At 72.0% G+C, this 14889-nt stretch carries 12 protein-coding genes; 3 read left to right on the forward strand and 9 right to left on the reverse strand.

Annotation, left to right across the window (positions count from 1 at the left end):
• Positions 1-61: 61 nt before the first annotated feature.
• Both EDC02_RS28040 and EDC02_RS28045 read right to left on the reverse strand, forming a co-directional pair.
• On the reverse strand, positions 62-607 hold the full coding sequence (locus EDC02_RS28040; protein WP_123605349.1) for a TIGR00730 family Rossman fold protein: 546 nt from the start codon (positions 605-607) through the stop codon (positions 62-64).
• A gap of 14 nt (positions 608-621) precedes the next feature.
• Entirely contained in the window at positions 622-1533 is a 912-nt protein-coding gene (locus EDC02_RS28045) for a TIGR00730 family Rossman fold protein (protein WP_123605350.1), read from the reverse strand.
• 234 nt (positions 1534-1767) lie between these two features.
• On the opposite strand from EDC02_RS28045, the gene EDC02_RS40455 reads away from it, so the two are divergent.
• Positions 1768-1920 carry a hypothetical protein gene (locus tag EDC02_RS40455; RefSeq protein WP_158632337.1) on the forward strand — a complete coding sequence of 51 codons (153 nt, stop codon included), beginning with the start codon at positions 1768-1770 and terminating at the stop codon, positions 1918-1920.
• Positions 1921-1942: 22 nt separating this feature from the next.
• On the opposite strand, the gene dapE is transcribed toward EDC02_RS40455, so the two are convergent.
• On the reverse strand, positions 1943-3016 hold the full coding sequence (dapE, locus tag EDC02_RS28050) for a succinyl-diaminopimelate desuccinylase (protein WP_123605351.1): 1074 nt from the start codon (positions 3014-3016) through the stop codon (positions 1943-1945).
• Between the two features lie 108 nt (positions 3017-3124).
• Between dapE and dapD the strand changes: the two genes are divergently transcribed.
• Positions 3125-4081, forward strand: a complete 957-nt coding sequence (gene dapD / locus EDC02_RS28055) for a 2,3,4,5-tetrahydropyridine-2,6-dicarboxylate N-succinyltransferase (RefSeq protein ID WP_123605352.1) — start codon at positions 3125-3127, stop codon at positions 4079-4081.
• 100 nt (positions 4082-4181) lie between these two features.
• On the opposite strand, the gene EDC02_RS28060 is transcribed toward dapD, so the two are convergent.
• The 5 genes from EDC02_RS28060 to fdxA form a co-directional block, all read right to left on the reverse strand.
• Positions 4182-7592 carry a S8 family serine peptidase gene (locus EDC02_RS28060; protein ID WP_123605353.1) on the reverse strand — a complete coding sequence of 1137 codons (3411 nt, stop codon included), beginning with the start codon at positions 7590-7592 and terminating at the stop codon, positions 4182-4184.
• A gap of 154 nt (positions 7593-7746) precedes the next feature.
• Entirely contained in the window at positions 7747-10869 is a 3123-nt protein-coding gene (locus tag EDC02_RS28065) for a bifunctional diguanylate cyclase/phosphodiesterase (RefSeq protein ID WP_123605354.1), read from the reverse strand.
• Between the two features lie 192 nt (positions 10870-11061).
• The gene (locus EDC02_RS28070) at positions 11062-11724 is read right to left on the reverse strand and encodes an SIMPL domain-containing protein (RefSeq protein WP_123605355.1); all 663 of its coding nucleotides are present in this window, start codon (positions 11722-11724) and stop codon (positions 11062-11064) included.
• Between the two features lie 9 nt (positions 11725-11733).
• Positions 11734-12807, reverse strand: a complete 1074-nt coding sequence (dapC, locus tag EDC02_RS28075; RefSeq protein ID WP_233606685.1) for a succinyldiaminopimelate transaminase — start codon at positions 12805-12807, stop codon at positions 11734-11736.
• 71 nt (positions 12808-12878) lie between these two features.
• Positions 12879-13205, reverse strand: a complete 327-nt coding sequence (gene fdxA, locus EDC02_RS28080; RefSeq protein ID WP_233606480.1) for a ferredoxin — start codon at positions 13203-13205, stop codon at positions 12879-12881.
• 80 nt (positions 13206-13285) lie between these two features.
• On the opposite strand from fdxA, the gene EDC02_RS28085 reads away from it, so the two are divergent.
• Positions 13286-14353: a GNAT family N-acetyltransferase gene (locus tag EDC02_RS28085; protein ID WP_123605357.1), complete on the forward strand. Its 1068-nt coding sequence runs from the start codon at positions 13286-13288 to the stop codon at positions 14351-14353.
• Here EDC02_RS28085 and EDC02_RS28090 read toward each other — a convergent pair.
• A complete protein-coding gene (locus tag EDC02_RS28090) occupies positions 14322-14786 on the reverse strand; it encodes a hypothetical protein (protein ID WP_123607165.1) in 465 nt (154 codons plus the stop codon). The two genes, EDC02_RS28085 and EDC02_RS28090, sit on opposite strands and share 32 nt — an antisense overlap.
• Positions 14787-14889: the final 103 nt, after the last annotated feature.

Consider the following 14889-nt stretch of genomic DNA (forward strand, 5'->3'; position numbering starts at 1 on the left):
GCTGTCGGCAGCCGGGTCGCCGGCACGCCGGTCCCGGGCACGCCGGGACATGGGTAGCCGGTCAACCCAACCGGGCCTCGATCTCGTCCAGCGCCGCCGGCACCGAATCGACGACAATCAGCATCTCCAGGGCCGACCGCCCGACGAACGCCGTCTCCGCCAACGCCGTCAGCCAGTCCAGCAACCCCTGGTAGAAGCCGTCGGTGTCGACCAGCACCACCGGTTTGCGGTGCAGCCCGAGCACCGCCGTGGTCCACACCTCGAACAGTTCGTCCAAAGTGCCGAGACCGCCGGGGAGGGTGACGAACGCATCCGACTTCTCGATCATCAGCGTCTTACGGCTGGCCATCCCGTCGGTGACGACGAGTTCGTCGGAGCGGGTGTCGGCCACTTCCAGGTCGACCAGCGACTGCGGGATCACCCCGAGGGTCCAGCCGCCGCCGGCCCGGGTACCGTCCGCGAGCGCACCCATCATGCCGACGCAGCCGCCGCCGGAGACCAGGGTGTGCCCACGTCGGGCCAGCTCCCGCCCGGTCTCGGCGGCCAGGTCGAGCCACCGCTGCTCCAGGGTGCGCGACGAGGCGCAGAAGACTCCGATCGCGGCCATCCGTGCTGCTCCTCTCATTCCGCCGGCCGGTGGTCCCCGGCCGGTGCCCGTTCGTCGGCCTGCCGCTCGGCCGCGATCTGGGCGTGCGCCGTCTGGCGCAGCGCCGCCTGCTCGGCGGCGAGCGCGGCATCCGCGCCGACGATGTGCCGTACCGCCTCGGCCACGTCGTCGGTCAGGCAGAGCAGGTCGAGGTCGGCGTCGCCGATCCGGCCCTGCGCCTGCATCGTGTCACGCAGCCAGTCGACCAGTCCGGACCAGTACCCGGTGCCCATCAGCACCACCGGGAATCTGGTCACCTTGCCGGTCTGCACCAGGGTGAGCGCCTCGAACAACTCGTCCATGGTGCCGAATCCGCCGGGCAGCACCACGAACGCCTGGGCGTACTTGACGAACATGGTCTTGCGGGCGAAGAAGTAGCGGAAGTTGATGCCGACCTCCACCCATTCGTTGATGCCCTGCTCGAACGGCAATTCGATGCCGAGCCCCACCGACACGCCGCCGGCTTCGGTGGCGCCCCGGTTGGCCGCCTCCATCACACCGGGACCGCCGCCGGTGATCACGGCGTAGCCGGCACCGGCGAGCGCGCGGCCCAGTTCCTCAGCGAGCCGGCATTCAGGGCTGTCCGGCGCGCTGCGGGCCGACCCGAAAACGCTGACCGCCGGCGGCAGATCAGCGAGAGTGTCGAACCCTTCGACGAACTCCGACAGGATTCGCAGCGCCCGCCAGGAATCCTTGGTCTTCCATTCGCCACGGGCCCGGGAATCGAGCAGACCCTGATCGGCGGTGCTGCGGCGGACCGCTTCCCGGCGCAGGGTCACCGCGCCCCGGTGCCGCTCCGACCCCGGTTCGTCCGGTGTCGCACCGACCCGGTCCGGTCCCGGTCGGGATTGGTCGTCTGGCGCGCGATGGTTGTTCGACTGGTCCATCTGGACAACCGTAGTGGGCGGCGTGCCGTGCTTGACGTCGCCGCCCGCGCGTGTCCAGTGCGGACGCCGAACCGCCACGCTGCGGCACTCACCCGGCGCATGACGAAAAAGGTGATGTCAATCTGGCGTCAAGTGCAACCAAATCGGCTGCGGCTACGTCTTCACTAACAGATACTGGGTACGCCGGACGGTGGGGAGGACGCCGTCACGGCACCTTCGGGGGGAGGAGTAGTCATGATGACACGTAGCGAACTCATCCGGGTCCGGCGGCAGATGCACCGCCGGATCCGTGTCGTGGTGGCCGAGCGCCGGGTTGCCGGGGGGCGAGCGCATCCGGCTGAGCCGGTGGACGACGCCGTCGAGCAGGAGCCGGCGCTGCTGCGGTGATCCCGGCCGCGGTGATCCCGATTCACTCCGGCGTCAGCCAACGCCGGAGTGTCTCGGCGCCTTGCTGGATCTTGTCGATCTCCACGTGCTCGTCACGAGCGTGGGCCAGGTTGGGGTCGCCGGGGCCGAAGTTGAGCGCCGGGATGCCCAGCGCGGCGAACCGGGCGACGTCGGTCCAGCCCAGCTTCGCGACCGGCGGCTCACCGACCGCGGCGAGGAACTCCCGCGCCGGTGCCGACGTCAGTCCGGGCAGCGCCCCGCCGGCGCAGTCGACCACCTCGACGTCGAACCCGGCGAAGACCTCGCGGACGTGCTGCTCCGCCTGCCGCCCGTCGCGGTCCGGCGCGAACCGGAAGTTGACCTCGACGTCGCACCGGTCCGGGATCACGTTGCCGGCCACCCCGCCGCCGATCCGGACCGCGTTCAGCCCTTCCCGGTACTCACAACCGTCGATGGTGACGGTCCGCGCCGAGTAGTCGCCCAGCCGGCGCAGCACCTCACCGGCGGCGTGGATGGCGTTCAACCCGCGCCAGGACCGCGCCGAGTGGGCCCGGCGGCCGGTGGTGCCGACCACCGCCCGCAGGGTGCCCTGGCAACCGGCCTCGACGACGCCGTGGGTCGGCTCGTGCAGTACCGCGAAGTCGGCCGACAGCCACTGCGGGTGGGCTTCGGCCACCAGACGCAGCCCGTTGAACCGTGAGTCGATCTCCTCCGCCTCGTAGAACAGGTAGGTGACGTCGTACCTCGGCTCGGCGACGGTGGCCGCCAGATGCAACGCGTGCGCCACCCCGGACTTCATGTCCGAGGTGCCGCAACCGTAGATCAGATCACCGACCACCCGGGACGGGAAGTTGTCGGCCAGCGGCACCGTGTCCAGATGCCCGGCGAGCACCACCCGCCGGGAGCGCCCCAGCTCGGTCCGGGCCATCACCGTGTTGCCGTACCGCCCGGTGGTCAGCCAGGGCACGACGGACAGCGCCTGCTCCACGCAGTCGGCGATCCGCTGCTCGTTGCGCGACACCGACTCGATGTCGACCAACGCGCGGGTCAGGGTCACCGGATCGGCCAGGACCTCGGGGGTCAGCGGGTTCACCATGGCTGGCACGGTACCGTCTCGGCAGGGTCGACTCGTCCGCTGATCACCCGGATCGCCCGGACGTCGGCCCGGTGGTGACACGTACCCCGATCGGAAGGCGACAGTTCGGTGACGGTTTCGACGCAGCCCGCCTGGGGCATCGGCCTGGCCACCTGCACGGAGCAGGGGCAGGTGCTGGACACCTGGTATCCGGTCGGTCAGCTGGGGCTCGGCGAGCGGCCGCCGGCCGCGAACGGCACCACACCGGCCGGACTGCCCGCCGGGGTGGTCGGCCCCCGGGCACTGCCCGGACTGCGTACCGAGATCGTGGTCGTCGAGATCGGTTCGCTGGCCGACCCGATCGCCGACGCCGCCGACGCGTACCTGCGGCTGCACCTGCTGTCCCACCGGCTGGTCCGGCCGAACGAGCTCAACCTGGACGGCATTTTCGGCCGGCTGGCCAACGTCGCCTGGACCTCCGCCGGACCGTGCCCGCCGGACCGGGTCGACGAGCTGCGGCTGATCGAGCGGGCCGCCGGGCGCCACCTGGCGGTGTACGGGGTGGACAAGTTCCCCCGGATGACCGACTACGTGGTGCCGTCCGGGGTGCGGATCGCCGACGCCGACCGGGTACGGCTCGGCGCCCACCTGGCGTCCGGGACGACCGTCATGCACGAGGGCTTCTGCAACTTCAACGCCGGCACGCTCGGCACCTCGATGGTCGAGGGCCGGATCGTCGCCGGCGTGGTGGTCGGCGACGGCTCCGACGTCGGGGCCGGCGCGTCGATCATGGGCACCCTCTCCGGTGGCGGCACCGAAAAGGTACGCATCGGCGAGCGCAGCCTGCTCGGCGCGAACGCCGGCATCGGCATCTCGCTGGGCGACGACTGCGTGGTCGAGGCCGGCTGCTACATCACCGCCGGCTCCAAGGTGACCCTGCCGGACGGCCGGGTGGTCAAGGCCCGCGAGTTGTCCGGCGTCGACGGGCTGCTGTTCTGGCGCAACTCGGTCACCGGCGCGCTGGAGGCCCGGCCGCGTACCGGGGCCGGCATCCAGCTCAACGAGGCACTGCACGCCAACAGCTGACCGCGGACCGGCCGGTACGGTGCGCCGGTGCCGGTCCGCCGAGGTCAGCCGGTGCCCCACCCGCCACGGTAGCGGCGGGCAGGGCACCGGCCGGCGCGGGTCAGCGGCGCACGATCCGGTACGCCTGGACGATCGTCTGCCGTGCCGTGTTGCCGGCCCGGTCGGTGACCGACGCCCGCAGCGACACATAGCCGTCCCGGTACGGATGGTCGACCGTGGCGGTCCAGCCGGCCTTCGCGGACCGCACGTCGGCCGGCTGCCAGGTCCGCCCGCCGTCGTAGGACACCTCGACGGTCGGCCGGCGGATGCCGATCCCGACCACGCCGGGCTGGTGGGCGACGGTGAACGGGATCGGCATCTCCCGTCCGGCGGCGGCGGTGTTTCCGGCGTCCACCGGCGGGGTGAACCGCACCGCCATCACCGGCAGGGCCGCCACCTGGTTGCGGGTCACCGGACCGGACGGGAAGGTCCACGCCCCGCTGACCGAGGTGGAGAAGTCCCCGACGTCGTGCGTCGCCGACACCTCCAACCGGTAGTCGGCCTGGGCCCGCGGTACCGGGAACCGGCCGTAGCCCGGCTCCGGGCTCTCCCCGATCAGCTTCCCGTCGCGGTACAGCGCGGTCCGCGCGGTCTCCGTCACCACCCCGCCGGGGTGGCCCTGCGCGTCGGCGAACACCGGCACCTGGACGTCGATGACGTTGCCCCGCCGGCTGACTGCGGCACCGTCACCCGCGACGGCGGGGAACGCCGGCCCGTACGGTGCCAGGTTCCAGGTGTCCAGGGTGCGTTTGCCGGGCTGGTGACGGCTCGGCGGCGAGACCAGCACGGCGGTGTACTCCGGCCAGAGCTGACCGTCCACCGCCCGGCCGAACTCCAGGGAACTCTCCCAGGTCGACGTGCTCGACACGCTGTAGTGCTCCACCCGCACGCTGGGCAGCTCGACCGGGGTCACCAGCGCCCATCCCCCGATGTCCTGCTCGCCGTGGCCGGGGAAGACCAGCCGGTCGGTGAGGTCGCCGTGGCTGACCCCGCGGAACCGGTGCCGGACGGTGGCCAGGTCCCGGGGACGGTAGTGCCGGGTGAAGCCGGTGGGCAGCCGGTCGGCGAAGAGTTCGCTCAGCCCGTAGAAGTACGGGCTGGCGGTGAACCCGTCCGCGCCGTCCGGTCGCAGCCACTGGCTGGCGATGCTGGCGGTGAACTCGCCCGCGCCCGACGGCCCGCCCTCGTGGGCGGCGGCGAGCCCGTCGAAGGTGTCGGCCAGCACCCCGATCCCGGCACCCGCGTCCGGGGTGCGGTACTGGAAGCTGACGTCGACCAGCGCCGGACGCGCGGTCGGCTCGGGCACCGTCATCCGGACCGGTCGGGCGGTACGGGCGTCGAACAGTACGGTGCGGTCACCGTCCAGCCGCAGGTTCGACCGGACCAGGACGGCGAGTTCGTACTCCTGCTCGCCGGTCCAGCGTTGGATCATGCTGGACAGTCCGTACCGGCCGGCCGGCAGCCGGGTGGTGACCCGGCCGGAGCCGTCCGAGGTCCACGGCATCGCGTCCACCGGCTGGTCCAGGCCGACCGCGACGGTCCAGTAGTCGTCGGTCGCCACGCCGGCCTGGTCGACGTGGACGAAGGTCAGGTCGTAGCTCTCCACCTCGCGGTGGACGCCGAACGGGGTGACGACCCGCTGGCCGGCACCGGTGGCGACCAGATGGCCGGAGTAGTAGCCGTCCGGGCCGCCGACGCTGGTGTCCGCGGTCAGCGTCACTGCGGCGGTGCCGCCGGCCGGTACGGTCACCGTGTCGGCACCGGCCCGGAACATCGCCGCCGGTGCGCTGCGGCCGGTCGGACCGACGGCTTCGACGGAGAGGGTCAGGGTCCGCGGCTTGCTGCCGGTGTTGCGGTAGGTGACTTTCTCCACGACCGCCGGATCATCGTGGTGCGGCCAGTCGGCGCGGCCGAACGACACGCTGGCCGGTCGGCTGATCAGCTCCTGGGTGACGGCGCGGGCGGCGTCCACCCGGCCGGCTCCCTGCGGGTACGCGCCGGTGCCGGACCGTGGTGCGGCCGACGCCATCAGACCGGCCTTCAACCGCACGGCGGGCCAGTTCGGCCGACGCTGGGCGAGCAGCGCGGCGGCTCCGGCCACGTGCGGCGCGGCCATCGAGGTGCCGGAGGCGGCGACGTAGTGCTCGTCGACCGGATCGGCGAGGGTGGTGCCGGCGGCGCGGGCCGCGACGATCCCGACGCCCGGGGCGGTGAGGTCCGGCTTGACCGCGTCGTCACCGACGCGTGGGCCACGGCTGGAGAAGTCGGCGAGCGTGTCGTCGCGGTCCACCGCGCCCACGGTCAGCGCCGCGTCGGCGCTGCCCGGCGAGCCGACGGTACGGTCCGCGCCGGAGTTGCCGGCCGAGATCACGAAGAGCGCGCCGGTCTGCGCGGTGAGCGTGTCGACCGCCTTCTCCAGCGGATCGGTCTGCGGCGTGTCCCGGCCGCCGAGGCTGAGGTTGACGACGGTGGCCCGCTGGTCGGTGGCGGCCCACTGCATGCCGGCCAGGATCGCCGACTCGGTGCACCAGGACGACTCGCACACCTTGCCGGAGATCAGGGTGGCGTCGGGGGCCACCCCACGGTTCGCCCCGCCGGAGGCGGCACCGCTGCCGGCGATGATCGAGGCGACGTGGGTGCCGTGGCCGACCCGGTCGGCCGGGTCCGGATCGTCGGTGAAGTTCTCCGACCGGGCCACCTTGCCGGTCAGGTCGGGGTGGTCGGCGTCGACCCCGCTGTCCAGCACCGCGACGGTCACCCCGGCCCCGGTGAATCCGGCGTCGTGGGCGGCCGGCGCGCCGATCTGCCCGACGCTGCGGTCGAGCAGCAGTCGCCGTCGGCCGTCCAGCCAGACCCGGGCCAGGCCGGAGGCGGTGGCCAGGGTCTCGGCACGGCCGGTGGCCTCGCCGGGTGCGGCCGGGTCGGCGCCGGTGACCGCCGCCCAGAAGTCGGTCGCCGCGTTCTTGTCGGCGCTCAGCGCGGCACCGCCGATCGCCGGCAGGTCCCGGGTGATCCGCGCGCCGGCGAGGCCGCCAGCGGCCCGGCCGGCGGCGTCGGCCGGGGCGGCGTACTCGACGAGCAGCGGCAGCCGAGCGGTGGCGGCGTCGTGGTAGCCGGACGAGATCAGGTCGGTGACGTTGAACAGTCGCCGGTCCAGCACGCCGGTGCGGATCAGCGGCTGCGCGTCGGTTGGTACGACGTACCGGCCGTCGGAGCTCTGGTAGGTGTGGAACCGCAGGTGGTTACGGCCTGGGGCGGGTTGGACGGCGGTGCCGGCGCTGGTGACGACGACCCGGTCTCCGGTGATCAGGGTGACCGCGGTCGCGGGGTCGGTACGGACCGGGCTGACCGGGTCGTCGGGGGTCGGTGCCGGTTGGGCGGCGGCCGGTCCCGGCCGTCCGGCACCGATCAGCGTCGCGGCCAGTACGGCGACCAGAGCGGCGGCTTGGACTCTCCTGGATGGATTGGACATCGTGAACCTCCCCGGTAGACGCCGGAGCGGCGTCAGGGTCGTGATTCCGAAGCCCCAGGATTGCATACCTGGTATGCACTTACCCGGCCCGAAACTCGGGGCAATATGGACATGATTTACACCCAAAGTCGCAGCGCGACTACTTATAGATCATCTAAGGGTGGGTCAACCCGACCGGCCGGCCACCGGCCAGCCAGGCCGCCGCGTCCGCCTCGTCGAGCGGCCGGGAGAACAGATAACCCTGCCCGAAGCCGCACCCCAGGTCACCGAGCAGGTTCCGGTCGGCGACCGTCTCGATGCCCTCCGCCACCACCTGCAGACCGAGCGAGTGCGCCAACCGGATGATCCCGTCCACCAACGACCGCTGCCGTTGCGAGAAGGCCATCTCCGCGGTGAACGAACGGTCGATCTTGAGCACGTCGATGGGCAACTGACGCAGGTAGCTGAGCGAGGAGAACCCCGTACCGAAGTCGTCGATGGCCAGCCGGACACCGAGCTCGCGCAGCTGCGCCAGGTCCGACCAGATCTGGTCGTCGTTCTGCAGCAGCAGACTCTCGGTCAGCTCCAGCATCACCGAGTCCGCCGGCAACCCGGCGGCGATCAACTCGCGACGGACCTTGCCGGTGAAGCCGGCGACCCGGAACTGCCGGGCGGAGACGTTGATGCTGACATACGGGGCCTCCCCCACCGGCAGAGCGGCCCGCCACTGGGTGGCACCGGCGAGCGCCCGACCCAGCACCCAGTCGCCGATCGGCTCGATCAGCCCGGTCTCCTCGGCCACGTCGATGAACTGGTCCGGCCGCAGCAGCCCCAGGCTCGGGTGCCGCCAGCGCAGCAACGCCTCCAGCCCGACCGCGTTTCCGCTGGCCAGCTCGACAACCGGCTGGTAGACGACAGCGAAGTCGGACTCCGGCGCCGACCGTTCCAACGCGGTACGCAGCTCCATCCGCCGGATCAGGCTCACGTGCAACGCCGGCTGGTACCGCCGCCAGCGTCCCTTGCCCGCCCCCTTGGCGACGTAGAGGGCGAGATCCGCGTGCCGCAGCAGCTCATCGGTGCCCTCGGCGTCCGAGGTGGTCGCGACCCCGACGCTGACCGCGCCACCGACCATCCGTCCGGCGAGCCGGAACGGTTCGGCGAACGCCGCGACCACCCGCTGCGCCGTCTGCTCCACCTCGGCCGGGTCGGTCGCGTCGTCGACCAGCGCGGCGAACTCGTCACCGCCGAGCCGGGCCGTCGCGTCGGCCGACCCCAGCGTGGCCGCCAACCGGTTCGCCACCGCGACCAGCAGCTCGTCGCCGGCCTGATGGCCCATCGTGTCGTTGACCACCTTGAAATCGTCAAGATCGATGAACAGTACGCCGACCGCGTGCCCGCCGCGCTGGGCGCGGGCCACCGCCTGCTGCACCCGGTCGTGGAACAGCACCCGGTTCGCCAGCCCGGTCAACGAATCGTGGAACGCCCGGTGAGTCAACTCCTGCTCCAGCCGACGTCGCTCGGTGACGTCCCGCAGGGTGAGCACCAGGCCCCGTACCGCCCGGTCCGACCGCAGGTCACGGCAGCTCACCTCGACCTGCACGGTGCTACCGTCGGCGTGCCGCAGCCGCCAGTCCGGCCAGTCGTGCGGCTCACCGGAGGAGCGGACCAGGGCGAGCCCTTCGAGCACCCGCCCGTGGTCCGGCGGATCGACCAGGTCGGTCAGCGGTCCGCCGTCCGGTGCCGGCCGACCGAGCACCGTCTGCACCGCCGGGCTGGCGTACCGGACCGCGTCGCCGTCGTCGACGATCAGGATGATGTCCACGCTGTTCTGCACCAGGGCACGGAAGTACACCTCCGCGTCCCGCCGGTTGATCTCGTCACCCAGCCGGATCCGTTCCAATGCCATCGTGGCGTGACTGGCCAGCACCTCGATGGCGTCGCGTAACGCGTTGAGGACGCCGGTCTCGGCCGAGACCAGCAGCACCCCGGCCCGCGGCCCGGTCACGTCGGGCCGCAGCTGTGCCGGCACCGGACCGGGTGGCCGCTGCTCCGGCAGCACCAACGGGCAGAGCAACGCGAACGGAAAGGACCCGAGCTGGTGGGCCAGCATCGGTGTCAGGGTCGGCCGACGCAGCAGCCGGGTACGCCGTACCGCCGCGGTCGACGGCAGCAACGTGCCGGTCGCCGTCACCGGCACCGACGGACCCCAGACGCTGCTGGCCAGCGCCGGTACCCCGCCGGTGCGGTTGAGCACCAGCACTAGGCGGTGGTCGACACCCTCCGGGACGATCCGGGCGAGCCCGGACCGCACCGCGCGATCCACCTGCGCCGCGTCGGCCGCCGAGACCAGGGCGGCGCACGCGTCCCGCAGCCCCTGCTCCCGGCGGACCGTCTGACGGTGGGCCGCGAGCACGTCACCGAACCGGCTGAGCACCAGCGCGAAGACCACCGCCGAGGTGATGGCCAGCATCGCCCCGTCGCGGATCCGCCCGGTCATCGCCTCGATCAGCAGAATCGACGGCGAGATCATGGTCGCCAGGACCAGCAGCACCGCCCACGGCCGGCTGATCTTGCCCGGCTCGATCTCCACCGGCTCGGACAGCTGCGCCATCGACGGATGCAGCCCGGCCGCTCCCCAGGTCAGGTACGTCAGCAGCCAGCCGAGTTCGATCGGGCCGCCCGGCTGCCACTGCTCACCGAGCGTCGTCAGTCCGTACAGGATATCGCCGGTGAGCATGCCGGCGCCCCCGACGAGCAGCAGCACCAGGGCCGGGGTCCGTGGATTCGTCGCCAGCAGACGAATCATCACGGCCAGAATCAACAGATCACCGAGGGCGTACGCGGCGAGGATCGACCGTTCGAACGGATCCATCCCAGGAGCGGTGATGTACGGACCGATGATGAAGATCCAGGCCAGAAGCGCGGCGGTGCACAAAAATGTGAGGACGTCGAGCAGCCGCGACCGGTCGCCGAGCATCCGGTTGCCCCGGGTCAGCATGAACAGGCCGACGGCGGTGAGGGCGAATACCGTCAGATAGCACAGCTCGGTGACGATTGATCCGGGAAGAATCGCGTACGTGGTGTCGCCAGCGGCGAGCATCACCACCGCGCCGGCGAGACTCCACCACGCCGCGGCCCGTTTCGGCCGGTAGCGGCGGATACCGAAGAAGATTCCACCGGCGCTCATCATACCGAGCGCCGGCCACAGCACCGGATGCCAGCCGGGGGCGAGAAGGATCCCGGCGGACAGCAGGATCATCACCGTGGCATATCCACTGGTGAGCTTCCGGACCGACACGGGCCTCCCCTCAGGCCGGACGTCAACGCGCGGCAACGCCTACAACTGACCCGTCGACGCCCGGGCGATCCATTCACCGCCGGGCAACACATCCACCGCTCGGTTTACCAGTCCGACAACGCGTTGGCCATACTTCTGCCGGGCAATGGTCGGCAACGATGAGACGTCGATCCGGATCGGGCAGTTCGCCGGTCACGATGGACGCAGTACCGCCGGAGCAGAGATGGTGAATCGGGCCTCCACGACCGCATGCACCGTCTGCACCTGCGGGTCGAGATCGAGCTGCGGCGCGGAATCCGCCATCTCGGTCGCGCCGAACGCCCGGGTGGCACCGCGCAACATCACCGGCTGCGGCGCGGACATCCCGTGGTCGGCCAATTCCACCAGGCCGGTCACCTCCGCCCCCAGCGCGTCGGCGTAGTCACGCGCCCGGGTGATCGCCTCGGCGATCGCCGCCCGACGGGCCTGGCCCAGCTCGGGGCTGGTCGGCCGCAGCGACCACCACGGCCCGCTGACCTGGACCTGGTCCTGGCCGGCCAGCCGCATCATCAGCTCACCGAGCACGGTGAAGTCGACGACCGTGACGGTGGTGGTGACGCTGGCGTGGTAGGCGACGCCCCGTTCCCCGGAGCGTCGCCACTCGGGCCGCACCAGCAGCGCGCCGGACTCCCGGCGCTCGATCGCCGACCCGTACCCGTCGATCAGTGTGCGGACCGCCTCGCCCCGCTCGGCGAGCCGGGCGAGGGTGCCGGAGCGGTCCTTGCCCCGGGCGACGGCGGTCACCCCGAACCGGGCCAACTCGGGTGGGACCTCCCGGGTCACCTCACCGCGCACCGCCACCACCGGAGCATCCATCCGGTCAGCCTAGTCGAGCCGGGCGACCGCCGCCGCCACCCGCTCGTCGGTGGCGGTCAATGCCACCCGCACATGGCGCTGCCCGCCCGGGCCGTAGAAGGCACCCGGCGCGACCAGGATGCCGCGGGCGGCGAACCAGTCGGCGGTCGACCAGCTGTCCTCGTCCCGACTGGCCCACAGGTAGAGACCGGCGGTCGAGTGGGAGATGGTGAAGCCGGCCGCGGTGAGCGCCCCCCGGAGCCGGTCCCGGCGGGCCGCGTACCGCCGGCGCTGGTCGGCCACATGCTGGTCGTCACAGAGCGCGGCGACCATCGCCGCCTGTACCGGAGCCGGCACGATCATGCCGGCGTGCTTGCGCACCGCGAGCAGGTCACCGACCAGCCGCGGATCACCCGCGACGAACCCGGCCCGGTAGCCGGCCAGGTTGCTCCGCTTGGACAACGAGTGCACGGCGAGCAGGCCGGTCGGATCACCGCCGCAGACGTCCTCGCTGAGCACCGAGACCGGCTGCGCCTCGAAGCCGAGGGCCTGGTAGCACTCGTCGCTGGCCACCACCGCCCCGCGTTCACGCGCCCAGTCGACGACCTTGCGCAGATGCCCGCTCGGCAGCACCTGGCCGGTCGGGTTGCCCGGGGAGTTCACCCAGACCAGCCGGACCCGGCTCGACGGCCCGAGCGCGGTCAGCGAGTCGGTCCGTACCACCTCGGCCCCGGCGAGCCGGGCACCGACCTCGTAGGTCGGGTAGCAGACGGACGGCACCACCACCACGTCACCGGGACCGACCCCGAGCAGGGTGGGTAGCCAGGCGACCAGCTCTTTGGACCCGACCGTCGGGAGCACGCCGATCCGGTCGCCGACGGCGCCGCACTCCCGTACGCACCACTGCCGGATGGCCTCGCGCAGTCGCGGGGTGCCGGCCGTCAGCGGATAACCCGGGGTGTCCGTGGCGGCGGCCAGCGCCCGCTGGACCACGGCCGGCACCGGGTCGACCGGCGTACCGACCGAGAGGTCCACGATGCCGTCGGGGTGCCGGGCGGCCCGCTCCTTGACCGGTGCCAGCCGGTCCCAGGGAAAGTCCGGCAGACCGGCGGCCGGTGACCCGCCGCCGGTCGGCGCGGGCCGTCCGGCGGCGGCTAGACCCGCCCGCGGCCCGGTCAGTGCGCGTCCCCGCGCGCCGGCTGGGCCGCGACGAACGGGGTGTCCTTCTCGATCTTGCCGACCTTGGAAGCACCGCCCGGCGAGCCGAGATCTTCGAAGAACTCGTAGTTCGCGGTGGTGTACTCCTTCCACTGCTCCGGCACGTCGTCCTCGTAGAAGATCGCCTCCACCGGGCAGACCGGCTCACAGGCACCGCAGTCGACGCACTCATCGGGGTGGATGTACAGCATCCGGTTGCCCTCGTAGATGCAGTCGACCGGGCATTCCTCGATGCACGCCTTGTCGAGCACATCGACGCACGGCTCGGCGATGATGTAGGTCACTGGCCTTCCTTCCCGCACGACATGCCGCGATCGCCCGCGGCACTGACGAGCCTAGTATCTCGCCGGGGAGGGGGTCGATCGTGCTCCGGCCACAAGATGTGGGACACCGCGTGGTAGTCCGAAAAATTATAGGTGTTGGCGGAGATCGTCCGCTCTATACCGACCTACTCGGTCTGCTGGCCGAGCTGACCGAGACCGAACTCACGGTGCTGACCCGCGACGGGCCGCGCCGGGTCGCACTCGCCGACGTGCACCGCAGCAAGCTGGTGCCGCCGACCGCCAATCCGGCGGCTCGTCGGGCGGCGGACCGCGAATCCGCCGCCGTCACCGAGCTGGAACGGGCCGCGAGCCAGACCTGGGCGGCGCCGGTACAGCAGCGGCTCGGCGACTGGCTGCTGCGCGCCGCCGACGGCTGGACCGGCCGGGCGAACTCGGCGCTGCCGCTCGGCGACCCCGGCTGCCCACTGCCGGCGGCGGTGGACGCGGTCACCGCCTGGTACGCCGAGCGTGGCCTGCCGGCACAGGTCAACGTGCCGCTGCCGGCCGCCGCCGAGGTCGCCGGCGAACTCGCCCGCCGAGGATGGCGCAGCGGACCGTTGGTGCTGGTGCAGACCGTGCCGCTGGCCGACCTGCTGGCCCGTACCGCCGGCCAGGACGACGACGCGGCGGACGGTCCACCCGGCGACGCGGACGATTCACCCGGCGACGCGCCGACAGTACGGCTGGACCCCGCGCCGTCGCAGGAGTGGCTCGCCCTGGTCGCGGCCCGCAAATCGGCCGGCGACCCGCTGCCGGCCGCCGCCCACCGGCTGCTCATCGACGCACCGCAGGTGCGCTTCGCCCACCTGTACGCCGACGGCGAGCTCGTCGCCATCGCCCGGGGCGCCGTCGACGCCGACCACCGGTGGTGTCAGATCGCGCTGCTGGAGGTGCAGCCGACGGCCCGGCGGCAGGGGCACGCCACCCGGGTGCTGCGGGCCGTCGGCCGGTGGGCCGCCGACGAACTGGCCGCGCCGACCGCGTTCCTCCAGGTCGAGCAGCACAACCCGGCGACCGCCCTGTACGCCCGGCTCGGCTTCACCACCCACCACGTCTATCTGCCGTGGCAGCCGGCGGTCAGCGGCGGACCACCCGACGGGGCTTGTTGAGCTTGGTCTCGGCGTACCGTTCCAGCGACTTCGACCGGTGGTCCCAGCCCAGTGTGATCAGCACCAGATAGCCGAGCAGCACCCCACCGATGGAAAAGCCGCCGTACAGCCACACCTGGGAAAAGAACGCACCCGCCCCGGCCGAGAACGGATGGTCACCGTTGACGAACGGCCCGACGAAAACGGTCAGCACCAGCGCCGCCAGGATCGCCGCTGCGACGTCACCGCTCCACCGCTCCACCGGCCGGTCCCGCCCCCAGACAAAGGCCACCGAGCCGAGCACCACACCGATCACCACGAACATCGCCAACGAGAGCCGGTCCTGCATCTGCGGGTCGGCGTCGAACCAGAAGCGGACCACCAGCCGGGCCACCACATTGGCCGCGAACAGCACCCCGGCGAGTACGCCGACCGGCAGCCAGCGCTGCCTCATTTTTACCTCCCGCACCCAGACCCGCACCGCGTCCACAGCACGCCGGACCGCACAGGTGTCCTCCGGACCACAATTTTCGTACCGAAGATTGTAGGAGCCGGCA

The sequence above is a fragment of the Micromonospora sp. Llam0 genome (assembly GCF_003751085.1).
GTDB lineage: Bacteria > Actinomycetota > Actinomycetes > Mycobacteriales > Micromonosporaceae > Micromonospora_E.